15 protein-coding genes are annotated in these 15172 nt (G+C 53.4%); 11 read left to right on the top strand and 4 right to left on the bottom strand.

Annotated features, from left to right (window positions below; translation table 11 throughout):
* The 3 genes from ACO1NT_RS18030 to ACO1NT_RS18020 form a co-directional block, all read right to left on the bottom strand.
* Positions 1 to 417, bottom strand: a 417-nt coding sequence (locus tag ACO1NT_RS18030) for a phenylacetate--CoA ligase family protein (protein ID WP_449050137.1), incomplete at its 3' end; no start/stop codon positions are given.
* Positions 414 to 2051 (bottom strand): C45 family autoproteolytic acyltransferase/hydolase, encoded by a 1638-nt coding sequence (locus ACO1NT_RS18025; RefSeq protein WP_449050136.1) that lies wholly within the window; start codon positions 2049 to 2051, stop codon positions 414 to 416. The genes ACO1NT_RS18030 and ACO1NT_RS18025, both read right to left, overlap by 4 nt.
* Before the next feature lie 29 nt (positions 2052 to 2080).
* Complete coding sequence (locus ACO1NT_RS18020; protein ID WP_449050135.1) at positions 2081 to 3304, bottom strand: NAD(P)/FAD-dependent oxidoreductase; 1224 nt, start codon at positions 3302 to 3304, stop codon at positions 2081 to 2083.
* Between the two features lie 103 nt (positions 3305 to 3407).
* Here ACO1NT_RS18020 and ACO1NT_RS18015 point away from each other — a divergent pair, with 103 nt between their 5' ends.
* From ACO1NT_RS18015 to ACO1NT_RS17965, 11 genes are read left to right on the top strand one after another with little or no spacing between them, the layout of a single operon-like run.
* Positions 3408 to 4931 (top strand): HAL/PAL/TAL family ammonia-lyase, encoded by a 1524-nt coding sequence (locus ACO1NT_RS18015; protein WP_449050134.1) that lies wholly within the window; start codon positions 3408 to 3410, stop codon positions 4929 to 4931.
* On the top strand, positions 4931 to 5671 hold the full coding sequence (fabG, locus tag ACO1NT_RS18010; protein WP_449050133.1) for a 3-oxoacyl-ACP reductase FabG: 741 nt from the start codon (positions 4931 to 4933) through the stop codon (positions 5669 to 5671). Before ACO1NT_RS18015 ends, fabG begins: the two co-directional genes overlap by 1 nt.
* 60 nt (positions 5672 to 5731) lie before the next feature.
* Positions 5732 to 6946, top strand: a complete 1215-nt coding sequence (locus tag ACO1NT_RS18005) for a beta-ketoacyl-[acyl-carrier-protein] synthase family protein (RefSeq protein WP_449050132.1) — start codon at positions 5732 to 5734, stop codon at positions 6944 to 6946.
* Positions 6947 to 6959: 13 nt separating this feature from the next.
* Positions 6960 to 7211 (top strand): phosphopantetheine-binding protein, encoded by a 252-nt coding sequence (locus tag ACO1NT_RS18000; RefSeq protein WP_449050131.1) that lies wholly within the window; start codon positions 6960 to 6962, stop codon positions 7209 to 7211.
* A 9-nt stretch (positions 7212 to 7220) separates the two neighbouring features.
* On the top strand, positions 7221 to 8138 hold the full coding sequence (locus tag ACO1NT_RS17995) for an LpxL/LpxP family acyltransferase (protein ID WP_449050130.1): 918 nt from the start codon (positions 7221 to 7223) through the stop codon (positions 8136 to 8138).
* Positions 8139 to 8181: 43 nt separating this feature from the next.
* On the top strand, positions 8182 to 9114 hold the full coding sequence (locus tag ACO1NT_RS17990; RefSeq protein ID WP_449050129.1) for a hypothetical protein: 933 nt from the start codon (positions 8182 to 8184) through the stop codon (positions 9112 to 9114).
* Positions 9114 to 10250: a beta-ketoacyl-ACP synthase III gene (locus ACO1NT_RS17985; RefSeq protein ID WP_449050128.1), complete on the top strand. Its 1137-nt coding sequence runs from the start codon at positions 9114 to 9116 to the stop codon at positions 10248 to 10250. The genes ACO1NT_RS17990 and ACO1NT_RS17985 overlap by 1 nt, the downstream gene beginning before the upstream one ends.
* Before the next feature lie 4 nt (positions 10251 to 10254).
* Positions 10255 to 10692 (top strand): 3-hydroxyacyl-ACP dehydratase, encoded by a 438-nt coding sequence (locus ACO1NT_RS17980; protein WP_449050127.1) that lies wholly within the window; start codon positions 10255 to 10257, stop codon positions 10690 to 10692.
* A 4-nt stretch (positions 10693 to 10696) separates the two neighbouring features.
* The gene (locus ACO1NT_RS17975) at positions 10697 to 11149 is read left to right on the top strand and encodes a hypothetical protein (RefSeq protein ID WP_449050126.1); all 453 of its coding nucleotides are present in this window, start codon (positions 10697 to 10699) and stop codon (positions 11147 to 11149) included.
* A 6-nt stretch (positions 11150 to 11155) separates the two neighbouring features.
* Positions 11156 to 11557: a hypothetical protein gene (locus ACO1NT_RS17970; RefSeq protein WP_449050125.1), complete on the top strand. Its 402-nt coding sequence runs from the start codon at positions 11156 to 11158 to the stop codon at positions 11555 to 11557.
* Positions 11558 to 11566: 9 nt separating this feature from the next.
* Entirely contained in the window at positions 11567 to 12562 is a 996-nt protein-coding gene (locus tag ACO1NT_RS17965; RefSeq protein ID WP_449050124.1) for a BtrH N-terminal domain-containing protein, read from the top strand.
* A 10-nt stretch (positions 12563 to 12572) separates the two neighbouring features.
* Here ACO1NT_RS17965 and ACO1NT_RS17960 read toward each other — a convergent pair whose 3' ends face one another.
* Positions 12573 to 15068: a family 20 glycosylhydrolase gene (locus ACO1NT_RS17960; protein WP_449050123.1), complete on the bottom strand. Its 2496-nt coding sequence runs from the start codon at positions 15066 to 15068 to the stop codon at positions 12573 to 12575.
* Positions 15069 to 15172: the final 104 nt, after the last annotated feature.

Below are 15172 nucleotides of genomic sequence, written 5' to 3'. Positions count from 1 at the left end.
GGCCATAAAACGGCGGTCGAGGGTGGTGGTGAGCTGCACGGCTTGCCCCGCAGCCATCCCCATGCACTGGTAAGACAGCGATTCGTTATACGCGAGCCGATCGAGGTCCCGATCGGTCAGGGCCAGCAACACCGGATCACCCGACGTCCCAGAGGTGGTGACATAATCGGCCGCTTGCGACGTAGCCACGCAACGGAATGCCGCGTTGTCGCGTTGCAGCTGTTCTTTCGTGGTAAACGGCAGTTGCGCTAGGTCGCCCAAGGTCCGCACCCCATACACATCAATACCATGGGTTCGAAATACCTGTTGGTAATGGGCCGAATTGGCTTGGAGGTATACCATAAGGCGTTGTAGCTTTTCCTCCTGAAATCGGTTAACGGCGGCGCGCGTGGCTTGCTCGATGGGGGGTATGGTCATTTTTTACACTTTCTAATCCGTTTTTGTATCAAGGTGCTGTCCGCTTTTGTCGTTACTTCCCTGCTCGCTGCTCGTCGGTAGTGGCGTAGGGCATCGGCATAGCGGCGCCTGCCCCGATAGTACTCACCGATAAGGAAGTCGGTTTTCCAAAACATCGGGTTCAGCTGTTGGAAATCGCGTAGCGCCGTGTCGGGCACCTCCGTTCCTGTTGCTATTGCGGCCTCCAAGTTACGCATCTCCACCCGAAATTCTTCATAACGGCCGAAATCGGCCGACAAAGCGAAAGGATCGGCGGCGATATTCAACGAATCGGTAGCCAGCGCCATATCCGTATCCATCGAGGCCAACCGCTTGAATACCTCATCCAGATCATAAGCCACGAATTCCCCGAGTTGGTAAGGAGCGGCGGCGACCCACATGCGCCGGTCTTCGGGCTGGAAGATAACGGCATGGTGGGCGAGAAGTTGGTTGATCGCTTTCTCATTGCCATACCCCAAATCCACACCGCCCATCCCCTCTTTATTGCGCAGCATGGCGGCCGCATCGGCTGGTGTCAGCTTCGGCGTCTGCGCAACCAGCTCATTCATCCGATCGAAACGGTATTTCGAATGGCTCTCCTCCAGTTGCCGCAGGTTACGCTTATCCGAACGATAGGGCTTACTCTGGAAATGGTTGGCGCATACCAGTACATCTGTATTTGGCACCTCATAGACACCTAGTTTATGGGGTGATACTTCAATGAGTACCGCTTTCCCATCCGCAGCGCTACCCACCATGATCGATTCGGACACGAAAACCTCCCGTTGACGGGCGATGTGGATGGCGTCATCGATATTGCCTGCATATTGCAGGATTTCACGCGTAAGCAGTGAAATGGGTGTTTTGGCTTGGTGCGGAATGGCCGACTTGCCAGCGTTGATGGTTACCGTTAGCCCCTTTTCGTTCATGCCCGATACCGCCCCGACCATCCCGGGCCACGTTACCATGGCATGTTTATACCCTTGGTCGGGAGCGATGAACGCGACGACCTTTTCCTCCGAAAAGGCGTCGCCGGCATAAAAATCGAAGTTGCGGCCAATCAACAGCTTCCCATCTGCCGTGTGGTCATCCCATGCCGCAAACGATGTGCAACCCACCAGGGCGAGGTCACGCAAAGCGTGACCAATATCGTGGGCCGCGTGGAAATACAGAAGCCGTGGGTAGGGTGGCGCAATGAAATTAAACGTATCGGAAGCGGAACGCGAGAGGCCATAAATTTCGGCCTGATAGGCAGCGGGGATATGGTCGGTAAGTCGTCGGTTGAAATGGTCAAGGAAGCGCCGGAGCAGCCATTGGCGGAACCGCGACGGCACCAATTTCTGTACCTGCGAAACGAAGGCAGCTTCCTGTTGGTAGAGTAGCTCCTGCGTAAGCACGCCATTGGCCAAGCCCCGTTCCAGCGGATCGCCGGTTACATATAGCTCCCACAGGCCCTGTTGGTTCTTCCGAAGAAGGCCATTGGGCAAGGCATAACCTCCCGGCGCCACCTCAATGCGTTGGCCGACATCGTGATTGTAGTTAGCCAGCGGCGGAAGGCGTTTCACACCGATACAGCCGGTGCCGCACAGCGCTAGAAGGCATATTAGGTATCTCATGTGAGATGGTGAATATATGATCGGGGAAACTACGGCAGCATATGCGTCACGGCCCGCACCGCGCGATCGTGTTTCTTAACAAAGGGGTTTTCTTTATCCCACACATAGCCCGCCAATACCGAACACACCTTGCGGCGCACGTCTTCATTGACTTCCTTGTGGAAAAAGAATTTCTGCAGATCGCCCGAATACCAGTCGCGGATGTACGAACGGAATACGCTTACGCCCCAAAGCATATGCTCTTCATACTCCCGTTGCCAGTCGACCGCCTCGCCCTGCAACTGCCTGATAGCCAATTTGGCCGCTTTCGATCCCGACTCCGTGGCAAAGCATACGCCTGACGAGAAGACCGGGTCCAGAAATTCGGCACTGTTGCCTGTAATCGCGAAACCATCGCCGTACAGCTTTTTCGACGCCTTGGTATAGGCAACAATCTGTTTGGGTTCAAAAAGGAAATCGATACTTTCGAACCGCTGCCGATAATAGTCAGATTGGCCGATGATATACCGGAACGTCTCGGAAGGGTTTTCCTTTTGGATGGCTTCCAGGTGCGCTTTCGGGCAAACCAAGCCTAAGGACGACCGGCCATTGGAAAAGGGGATCACCCAGAACCATACCTTTTGCTCCAATACGTCGAACGTGATCAAGGTCCCCTCCTCGCCCGAAGGGCGCCGGGGATCTTCCACATGCACAAACGTGGCGGCCATGGGTGGAAAATTGGACGGTTCGTCCAATCCGAGCAACCGTGGCAGCACGCGGCCGTAACCACTGCAATCGATCAAGAATCGCGCATGGATCTCGCGCTGTTCGCCATTTTCGTCACGCACGGTGGTGACCGAATCGGTGCCGTGGAATACCACATTTTCCACTGTGGTACCGAAAGCGATATCGACCCCCCGCTGTTGTAATACATCTGTAAGGGTTTTGTCAAACTCGGCACGCGGAAGTTGCCATGTCCAATCCCATCCGGCAGAAAACTTCTGGCTGAAATCAAACCAGCACACCTCGTCACCCCGTAGGAAGCGGGCGCCGTATTTTCGCTCAAAGCCTTTAGCTTCAACAGCTTCCACAAACTCCGCTTCGTCGAAGTGGTCCATGCAACGGGGAATCAAGCTCTCCCCGATGACAAACCGGGGGAAGTGCTCCCGCTCGATGACCTTTAATTTGACTCCTTGTTTATGTAAAAGGGAAGCAGCTACGGCACCTGACGGCCCCGCTCCGATGACTAAGACATCAACCTGTTCTGAAATCATATCGTAAAATGGTGTACAAACCGCCCAAACTTAGACAAACTTGCATATAAAAGCAAGTTTATCTAAGTTTGCAACCGCTTTAATTGTACGCATTTCCGACTAAATGATAGAACTAACGAACCCGATTGCCCTGGCCGATTTCCACGCGGTGCTTTTTGATGACGAAAAAATCAAATTAGCCAGCAGCACATCGGACAACGTCAGCCAAAGCCACCTTTTTTTGCGCGATTTTACCAAGGATAAAATCATATACGGCGTAAACACGGGCTTTGGTCCCATGGCGCAATACCGTATTGCCGACGCCGACCAAACGCAACTGCAATACAACCTGATACGGAGCCACGCCGCAGGCATGGGAGATATCATGGATCCCATCTATGCAAAATCCATCTTGTTGGCCCGCTTGCATACGCTCTCGTTGGGTTTCTCAGGGGTGCACCCTTCCGTGGTTGAACTCATGCAGGAGATGCTGAACCGGAATATCCTACCGGTGATTTTCCAGCACGGTGGCGTGGGTGCGAGCGGCGACCTGGTACAGCTGGCGCACCTGGCACTGAACATGATCGGCGAGGGCGAAGTGATCTACCGTGGCAAGCAGGTGCCCGCCGCTCAGGCGTTTGCCAACGAGCGTTTGCAGCCTATGCAGGTGCATATCCGCGAAGGCTTGGCGCTCCTCAACGGTACCTCGGCGATGACGGGTATCGGCATCGTCAATGTCATCTACGGCAAGCGCCTGCTAGACTGGTCGGTGGCGTGCTCCGCCATGATGAATGAGCTGGTGAGCGCCTACGACGACCACCTCTCCGAAACACTCAACGCGGCAAAAAAACACGACGGCCAACGGCAGGTAGCGGCACGCATGCGTGAAATCATTGCAGACAGCAAGCTCATCAGGAAACGCTCCGAGCACCTGTACAACCGTAAAGTGGAAGAGACCATCTTCAAGGATAAACTGCAGGAATATTATTCCATCCGATGCGTGCCCCAGATATTAGGCCCTATCTGGGATGCCGTACAGCACAGCACTATCACACTGATCGAGGAGGTTAATTCGGCCAACGACAACCCTATCATCGATGTGGCATCGGCCAGCGTATACCACGGCGGCAACTTCCATGGCGATTACATCGCTTTCGAGATGGATACGCTCCGTATTGCTATCGCTAAGTTGACCATGTTGATGGAACGGCAGCTTAACTACCTACTCAACTCCTCACTGAACGGCATACTGCCTTCTTTCGTAAACCTGGGCAAACTGGGGCTCAATTTTGGTATGCAGGGTGCCCAGTTTACGGCCACCTCAACGACGGCCGAAAACCAGACATTGGCCACCCCCATCTATACGCACAGCATCCCCAACAACAAAGATAACCAGGATATCGTAAGCATGGGCACCAACTCGGCCTGGCTTACCAAGCGGGTAATCGACAATGCGTACGAGGTATTGGCTATCCAGCTGCTTACGCTGGTGCAGGCGGTAGAGTCACTTGGCTGTGTAGACCGTCTTTCGTCGAAAAGTAGAAAGATTTATACCGACATCCGGGCAATTGTCCCTATCTTTAAGGAGGATATGGTGCTCTCGCCCTACCTGGCAGCGATAAAGGACCATATAAAAGCAAACGACTGATGGACGGCAAACGATATGCATTGGTGACTGGTGGGTCGCGTGGCATTGGCAGGGCGATATGCGTTGCACTAGCCCGTGAATTGGGTTATTCCGTCATCATCAACTACCAGTCGAACAGCGAAGCGGCAACGGAAACTCGTCATCTCATTACCGAAAGCGGAGGCGAAGCGGAACTGCTGCGGTTTGACGTGGGCAACCGCGTGGAGACACACGAGCAACTGGCCAAGTGGAAAGCGGAACACCCTGACGGCCGGATCGAAGTGATCGTGAACAATGCGGGCATCACCCGCGATGGGCTATTCCTATGGATGGAAAGCGACGATTGGGACAACGTGCTACAAACGAGTTTGAATGGTTTTTATAACGTCACCAAGCCGCTTATCGAAGACCTGCTGCGGCAACGCTATGGACGCATCATCAACGTAGCCTCCGTATCGGGCGTGAAGGGCACGCCGGGCCAAACCAATTACTCGGCGGCAAAAGCCGGGCTTATCGGTGCTACCAAGGCGCTGGCGCAGGAGGTGGCCAAGCGCAAGGTAACGGTAAACGTGGTGGCACCGGGATTCATCGAAACCGATATGACCAGCACACTGAACAGGGACGACTTAAAGAAGTTGATCCCGTTGAGCCGCTTTGGAAAAGCGGAGGAAGTGGCAGACTTGGTTTGCTTCCTGGCATCCAAAAAAGCATCTTACATCACAGGGGAGGTGATTAATATCAATGGCGGAATTTACTCATAGCCTTGGGCAAGGATTGAGGACTCAGAGAGACAAAAAAGCAAAGAGCAAACGGCAAAGAAAATGAAACGCGTGGTCATTACCGGCATGGGCATCTACTCTTCTTTGGGAAAGAACCTGAAGGAAGTGCGGGACTCCCTATACCATGGCCGCTCCGGTATCGTATTTTCGCCCGATCGCAAAGACTTCGGCTACCGCTCGGCCCTGATGGGCTCGGTAGTGCGGCCCGACCTCACGAAGGCGTTATCGCGCCGGCAGCGCATCAGCATGGGCGAAGAAAGCGAATATGCATATGTCGCTACACTGGAAGCGCTGCAGCAAGCCGGGATAGGCGAAGGTTTCTTCGATGAGCGGGTAGTGGGGCTTGTATATGGCAATGACAGCGTATCGCAGGCGGTCATGGAATCCATCGATATTGTACGCCAGAAGAAAGATACCACCTTGGTAGGGTCGGGAGCGATTTTCAAATCGATGAACTCGTCGGTAACGATGAACCTTTCCACCATCTTCCGCATCCGTGGCATCAACATGACCATCAGTGCCGCGTGTGCCAGCGGCTCGCACGCCATCGGCTTGGCCTATCTGTTTATCAAGCAAGGGTTGCAAGACTGTGTGATTTGCGGTGGCGCCCAGGAAACCAACAAATATGCGATGGCCAGCTTTGATGGCTTGGGCGTATTTTCCGACCGTGAAGATGAACCTACCAAAGCATCGCGCCCGTTTGACAAAGACCGCAACGGTCTGGTGCCGGGCGGCGGTGCAGCGACCATCATCCTGGAAGACTATGACACGGCGGTGAAACGCGGTGCACCGATTCTGGCCGAAGTGCTCAGCTACGGCTTCTCTTCCAACGGTGACCACATCTCCACCCCCAACGTGGACGGCCCTACCGAGGCAATGAAAATGGCTTTGCAGCAGGCGGGCCTCTCGCCGGCCGACATCGAATACATTAATGCCCACGCTACCTCTACCCCCATGGGCGACGCCAATGAGGCCCGTGCCTTGACGCAGCTGTTCGGCTCGGGGCCGATGATCAGTTCCACCAAGTCGATGACCGGCCACGAATGCTGGATGGCAGGCACCAGCGAGGTCGTTTATTCGCTCCTCATGGCGCAACACGGGTTCATCGCCCCCAATATCAATCTGGAAGAAGTGGACGAAACGGCGAGCGGCCTGAGTTTGGTAAAAAATACCATAAACCAAAATTTTAATGTATTTTTGTCAAATTCTTTTGGTTTCGGCGGAACGAACTCCGCATTAATTGTAAAAAAACTGTAATAGCGCAGCATCCATGAGCAGGGAAGAGATTATTGATATTACCAATCGATTTTTGATCGAGGAGTTCGAAGTGGAGTCCGACGTCATCCAACCTGATGCGGACCTGAAGGAATCATTGGATCTGGACAGCTTGGATTATGTGGATCTGGTGGTCCTCATCGAATCCAACTTCGGTATTAAGTTAGAAAGCAAGGATTTTACCAACGTAAGCACGTTCGATAACCTATACGACTTAATCGGCAGCAAGATACATGCGATTGCCTAATCACATCCAATGGCTGAATGGGAAGGAAAATCGAGGGGTACCGTTTCCGGATACAAAATATTTATTTTCGTGATTAAGCACGCAGGAATACCCGTTGCCTATTTCTTACTCGCCTTCGTCTCGCTTTATTATTTCATCAGCTCGCCGCACCAAACAGCAGCGATATACGATTATTTCCGCCATCACCGCAAACACGGATTCATCCGCAGCATCATCAACACTTACCGCAACTATTTCGTTTTCGGGCAGACCATCATCGACAAGATTGCGATTACGGCCGGCTTAGAACATAAATACACTTATGAATTTGATGGGATAGACCACATTCGGCAATTGGCCAAAGACAACAGTGCCGGCATCCTGATCAGCGCACATGTGGGCAATTTCGAGGTATCGCAATATTTCATGGGCGAGTTTGACAAGCAGATCCACCTGGTTACCACCGATGAAGAGCGGCGGGCTATCAAGTCGTACCTGGCCAACATCATGGCCAAACCCAAAACGGGGTTTATTGTTGTCGGCGATGATCTATCGCACGTGTTCGAAATCAACCGGGTAATCGACGAGAAAGGGATGATCTGCTTCACGGGCGACCGCTTCGTGGAGGGAAGCAAGACCATGACAGCCAATTTTCTGGGCAAAGAAGCACACTTCCCGGCAGGTCCTTTCCTCATCAGCTCACGGTTGAGTACGCCAGTGCTGTTCGTGTACGTAATGCGTGAGCGCAACCGCCATTATCACTTGTATGCACGTACGGCCACCTTTAAACACCGTGATGCGCAGTCGTTGCTCCAAGCCTATGTACAAAGTATCGAGCATATATTAACGAAATATCCGTTACAGTGGTTTAATTATTACGATTTCTGGAAGCTGAGCGCAATTGAGCATGGCGAAACCCCGAAGAATTTCGGGGCGAGGTCTCGATGAGCGATCGCGACATCGGGAACCAAAAGCCTAGGAGTTCAAAACTATGAAGAAGGTTTTAGTCATATATTATACCCAAACGGGGCAGCAGAAGCAGATTCTGGACCGGTTGCTTTCTCCGCTCGTGGCTGATGCGGCGGTCGAACTGACCTACCACCGGATAACACCCGTTTCCGACTACCCTTTTCCGTGGGACGGGCATAGTTTCTTCGACGCGTTTCCCGAGTCGTTCCTGCAACTCCCGTGCGCATTGGAGCCCGTTGATGAGATGATTTTCCAACAAGATTACGACCTCATCGTACTGGGTTACCAAGTGTGGTACCTCTCGCCGTCGATTCCGTTCAACTCGTTCCTGAAAAGTGAAGCAGCCTATCGGCTGTTGCGTGGCAAACCGGTAATCACCGTAATCAACTGCCGTAATATGTGGGTAATGGCGCAGGAAAAAGTAAAATGGCTACTGCATGATATCGGGGCAGACCATGTAGGTAATATCGCCCGAGTGGACCGCCACCTGAATCATGTCAGTGTGATCACCATCGTACACTGGATGATGACGGGCCGGAAAGACGCGTACTTGGGTATCTTCCCCAAACCGGGCGTTTCCGACAAAGACATTGCCCAATCCGACAAATTCGGGGGGCCGATATTAGCACACCTCCAACGCGGCGACTATACCACCTTGCAAAACGACCTCCTCAGACAGGGTGCCGTGATGATAAGGCCGGTGCTCGTTTTCACCGATAAACGGGCCAATACACTATTTGCCAAATGGGCCAAACTCATCCGCAGCAAGGGCGAACCCGGTACCACTGCCCGCAAGCCGTGGCTCAAAGCATTCAACTACTACCTGCTGTTCGCGATATGGATACTCGCCCCAATTGTCAGTTTATTATTTTTAATACTACATTTGCCGTTTCTTTCTTTCCTTAGGAAAGAAGCGAAATACTATAAGTCTGTTCATTTTAAAATGCCCCGGTAATGCCGACCGTATATATCAATGCGATTGCAACATTTTTACCCAATGATCCTGTTTCGAACGATCGGATGGAAACGGTATTGGGGGTCATCAATGGATCGCCTTCCAGGGCACGCGCCATCGTATTACGCAACAACCGGATTACCTCGCGCTATTATGCCATCGGTACCGATGGACGGCCGACACACACCAACGCAGAGCTCACGGTGGAAGCAATAAACCGCTTGATGGAGCAATCGACGGTTCCCAAGTCAACCATTGATGTACTATCGTGCGGCACTTCCACACCCGACCAGCTGCTGCCCTCACACGCCAGCATGGTGCATGGGTTATGGAAAAACAAGGCAATGGAGCTCAACGCCGCATCGGGTATCTGCACATCCGGGATGAACGCCCTCAAGTATGGCTATATGACCATCGCCACCGGCAGTGCCCAGCGTGCCGTATGTACCGGCTCCGAACGGGTATCGTCGTGGCTCCGGGCCGACAAGTTCAACAACGAATCCGAGCGGCTGGTGGCGCTGGAACAAAATCCCATCATCGCCTTCGAAAAAGATTTCCTCCGTTGGATGCTTTCGGACGGTGCGGGAGCGATGCTACTCAGCGACCAACCAAACCACCACCGCACGTCGCTCGCCATCCGCTGGGTGGATGGGATTTCTTACGCCCATGAACTGGAGCCCTGCATGTATGCCGGCGCCCTAAAGGTAAATGGCAGGTTGCTACCCTGGAGCGATGCGTCGCCGGAAGTGTGGCTGGAGCAATCGATGTTCGCCATCAAACAGGACATCAAGCTCCTGGAATCGTACGTCATCCCCAAAGGGGTTCAAAGCATCCAAGAAGTATTGCATAAACACCGATTGGCTGCCAACGAAATCGACCACTTCCTGCCCCATATTTCGTCTTATTTTTTCAAAGATCGGCTCGTTGAGGCATTTTCCGCTGCAGGTGTAAATATTCCCGAAGAACGGTGGTTTATCAACCTGGATAAAATCGGCAACGTCGGCTCGGCATCCAGCTATATCCAGTTGGAAGAACTTTTTAACACGAAGACACTCAAAAAGGGCGAGAAAGTACTGCTTTCGGTCCCTGAAAGCGGAAGATTTTCTTATGTTTACGCGTTGTTGGAAGTAACCTAATGTTATGGCGCTCATCTCATCGCAAGAACAGATATGCAAATTAATACCGCAGCAGCCACCTTTTGTATTGGTGGATACGCTAATCGAGTACGACGCTAACCGCATCGTTTCCTCCTTCGACATCCCCCAACAGCATGTGCTGGTAGATAACGACGGGATGCTTACTGAAGCAGGTGTTATCGAACATTTTGCACAAACCATCGCGTTGCATCAGGGATACGACTATTTTACGCGCAACTTGGCACCGCCGGTGGGATACATCGGTTCGATCAAAGACTTCGAAGTCCTCCTCCTGCCCCGCGCCGGCCAAAAACTATCTACCACCATCCATATCTTACAGCGAATGTTTGGCGTTACGGCCGTGCGCGGCGAAGTGAGGTGCCAAGGCAACCTGGTTGCCACGGGCGAAATGCGGACCGTTATAGCCAAGGAAGTTGAATAACGCCATGACGTTCCCCGCCATTCAAGAGCTTATTCCCCACAGACCACCGATGGTATTGGTTGACCGTGTGGTGCGGGTGGATGGCCTGGACACCGAAACGGCCTTCTCTGTCCGGCCCGACTGCCTATTCGTGGCGGATGGCATCTTGTCGGAAATGGGCATGCTCGAAAACCTCGCCCAAACCAGCTTCGTCTTCCTCAATTACTTTTTCATCAAGCCCGATGAGGCGTTATGGGATAAGGAGAAAGATAACCTGGGCGTGATCAGCACCATCCTCGACCTCCACGTAGCGACGCTACCCACGGTTGGACAGGAACTGCATACATGCACGCAAACCGAACTTGTTTTTACCTCGGATTTTTTGAAAATTTGCAATATCCAGGGAACGATTTCGGTGGATGGTGAGGTGGCGCTGCAAGCAACGATGAAAATGCTGCTGCAAACCAAGGATCAGTGAGCTAAAATGAATAAAGACGAAGTACCACAGGACGAAGGTAGCTTGGCCAAGAAGAATGTCCACGAGCTCTGCTACGCATTGGACGAGCATGGCCGGTATACGGCGGTGCCCAGCAGGGGCTGGGAAGCAAAGACCTTAGCCCTCAATGAGTCGTTGGAGCTTATCGAAGAGCGCGTAGCGACGACCAGACAGGCCGTTGCGGCGGGCATGCTCAGCCCCATCGCCTACTATATGGAGCTTCACCGCATGGACATCCCGTTGCTGGCCAGTTATGTGGGTATTCACCGCTGGTTCGTGAAGCGGCACTTCCGGCCTAAACGATTCGGCAAACTGAAAGCCAAAACGCTCCAGAAGTATGCCGACGCCTTTGGCATCACCGTGGCGCAATTGAAATCGCCGATTGATTAGACAACGCACATGGACATTGTTTTTGAACACCGCCAATCCGCCCATTGCGAAAATGGGGTCATATCAAACTTGCTCAACCATGAGGGGTTTGCCTTATCCGAACCGATGGTGTTCGGTATCGGCAGCGGGCTTTTTTTCGTATACCTTCCATTCCTTAAGGTCAACTTTGCACCAGGTTTCAGTTACCGACCCATGCCAGGGCGTATCTTCCGGAAGCTGGCACGGCGGCTGGGCATCAAGGTAACGCACCAGCGGTTTTCGTCGCCCGAGAAGGCCCAGGCCGTCCTCGATCAAAAATTATCCGAAGGTATTCCCATAGGGTTGCAAGTGGGCGTGTATCACCTGACCTACTTCCCCGACGAGTACCGGTTCCATTTCAATGCGCACAACCTGGTGGTCTACGGCAAGGATGCCGATGGATATCGCATCAGCGACCCGGTGATGGACTACACCACGAGGCTTACCGAAACGGAGCTTCAGCGGGTGCGTTTTGCCAAAGGGGCACTGCCGCCAAAAGGACACCTGTATTACTTGGAGCGATTGCCCGCGCAGCTCGACCTCGAACAGGCCATCCGTAAAGGTATCCGCCAAACGTGCAACGACATGCTGGCGCCCGTACCGCTTGTAGGCGTACGGGCTATGCGCTGGGTAGCTCGCAACATCCGCAAATGGCCGCGATCCATCGGCGTCAAGAAAACCAACCATTACCTAGGCCAGTTGGTGCGTATGCAAGAGGAAATAGGCACCGGTGGTGGCGGTTTCCGCTTCATCTATGCGGCTTTCCTACAGGAAGCCAGTGCATTGCTCAACAACGAAGCCCTCGCTAGGCGATCGGAAGAAATGACGGCCATCGGCGACGCATGGCGCGATTTCGCGCTGGAGATTTCACGGATATACAAAAACCGAAAGTCGGGCAACGACGTCTATGAAAAGCTATCCGACCAATTGTTGGCACTTGCCGATCGGGAGGAGCGGTTTTTTAAAGCATTGAAAAAGGATATTTAACCGTTGGCGGTCACTTCCAATAGACCGTTCGCCCACCCCGGCCTTCGCCATCGAAAACGCGGAAGGCTACTGTGCCGTTGGCCTCCAATGGCCCCGTATAGCGCGTGCTTTGTTGCGTGGGCTCGCTACCATCTACGGTATACCGGATGGCAAATCCCGGCAACTGCACATTCGCATAAAGTTGCCCGGCCTGCTCAACAACGCCTGCTGTAGGGATACGATAGGCGAAGCCACCGGCATAATGACTTGCCCGGGGCAGCTCGCGTTTGGCTACCCTATTTAAAAACATTGACCAATCGGCTGCGTATAATTCGTGTGCCTTGCTTTCATCCAGCTCGGTAGCCCATGCAGGGCTAGCTGCCCAAGCACGTTCGGCAAGCCCATAAAGCTTGGGCAATAGTAAATATTCCATCCGCTCGGGTGAAGTAATGATTTCACTCCAAAGAGGTGCTTGCAAGCCCACGATATTCGCCCGGCCGGCCTCCGTAAGCTGCTCGCCTGTCGCTTCGGTAGTCAAACTGCGGTAATGATTGTACGGCACAAACCGGAACGGTTTCTCGACGTCCACATAGCCGCCCCAGTACTGGCCCGGTTCATAAAAACTGTTGTTATAAGCCAAATCGATATAAAAGTTCGTCACGTTGGTCAACACCACCTGGTAGCCCGCGTTCGCTAGTCGGTAAGCGAGGTCGACATTGTCTCCTAGGTTATTCCATACGTCGGTATGGAAGTTTTCATGTGCGAAGCGTGGCTCTACGACCATTTTGCGCCGCCCGTCTACAACGGCCTTTTTCATGCCGATTTCCTCCCACCCCGAGAGGTAAAGTCCACGGGATTGCAATAGATCGCTAACGCGGTTGAAAAAGTAGTACCACAGATCATCAACCTGTGCAACGCCGGGCGTCGATGCCATCAGCCGATGTACAGCGGGCGATTTTTCCCATACCCCGTTGGGGACCTCGTCACCGCCGAAATGGATGGTCTGTAATGGCGCTCCCGCCTCTTTGTGCATGGCGATAAGCTCGTCGACCACCTTCTCCAGGAACGTATAGGTAGACGGCAACGCCACGTTGATGATATTGTCATCCCAGTTCTGTATCGACCGGTATTCCGACTGGTCATTGAGGTCGCGCAGTAGGTATTGCGTGGCCGCGGTGGTGTCCTCCTTGGCCATAAAGGCACGGTAGCGCGCATCCATGGATTTTATCGCCGCCCGGGCGTGGCCGGGTGTTTCGATCTCGGGGATGACGCGGATGTGACGCTTGGTGGCGTACCGCAGCAGTTCGATGTAGTCGGAGCGCGTGTAAAATCCACTTCCCGTCGAATTGGCCACATCGGGCCCAGAGCCATATGAGGGCATGAGCCATTCCGCGTCATCAAGCGTATGCCCCCGACGCGCACCAACCTCAGTAAGCTCCGGGAGGCCCGGTATCTCCAACCGCCAGGCTTCATCTTCGCTGAAGTGGAAATGCATCACGTTGACCTTATAAAGTGCCAGCAGGTCCAGTATTTTCATCACCTGCTCCTTGGTCTGGAAATTACGCGATATGTCCAACATCACTGCCCGGTGCGAAAACCGGGGTTCATCCGTGATGGTAACTCCCTGAAGAGCGACCGAAGCCTCCTGTGCCGCCCATGCAGACGATGGTAAAAACCCTTTGAGCGACTGGATACCGTAAAATGCACCTGCCGGAGTGGATGCCTCAATCACTACGCCGCCGGTGTCAACCACCAACCGGTACCCCTCGGGATGGATACCTTGCTGTTGGCGAAGCACAATCGACGCACCAATCGGGCCGTCTGCCAACCGCGGGGCTTGGGTGAGCACCATATCCAGTTCGTCTCGTAAATACGCTGCCTCATCGGCAAATACGGTATCGGCATGGATGGTTACATCCGCGGCCGCCAACGTAAAGCCATCGGCCGTGTAGGCGTAACTTACGGGCGTGGGGAGCACCGGTGGCAACTGGGCAAGGGGTACATCAGCAATGCCGGCATTCTGTTCATATACCTGTGCCGCTAAGACCATTTCCAAACTATCCGCCTTCGCAAACGGCATTCTCGTGAGGGGCAACGATACGCCTGCGGGATGGCTATCCGAGACCAGGTAAAATCCCTTGGGTATGTCAGTTATGTTCCGTAGCCTCCGCGACATGACGTTAATCGCTACGGTAGCACCGGGTGCTAGGGATTGCCACCCTTCACGCGGATAGAACCGGAAGAAATCGCCGTTGATCATTTCAATACCAGCCACGGTGGTATCCACGTCGGCCACCCGCGCCACGCCGGTGTTGAAGTAGATGGACCAGCCCGTGGGCCCCAACGTATCCCGTGTATGGTTGGTCATCGTCAACGTGGAATGTGTTTCATCCGTTCCCGGGTAGGGGGAATCCACGATTTCCCACTGTAGGGAAAGCACTGAGTTATCGCCGTCCGTATGGCTTGTCGAACAGGCCGCCATCGCCACTAAGGCTAGCGAAGCAAGAAAAAGATTTCGATGCATCATGTTGTGCAATTTTTAATTCTGTTGGATACGCTGCCTCGGGTAACAATCGGTTAGGTGTGCGCGTATACATCTACACAGCAAGTATAAGAAAATTACGGCAAACA

The organism is Parapedobacter sp., from assembly GCF_053550995.1.
This window is presented reverse-complemented; position numbering and strand designations above follow the sequence as displayed.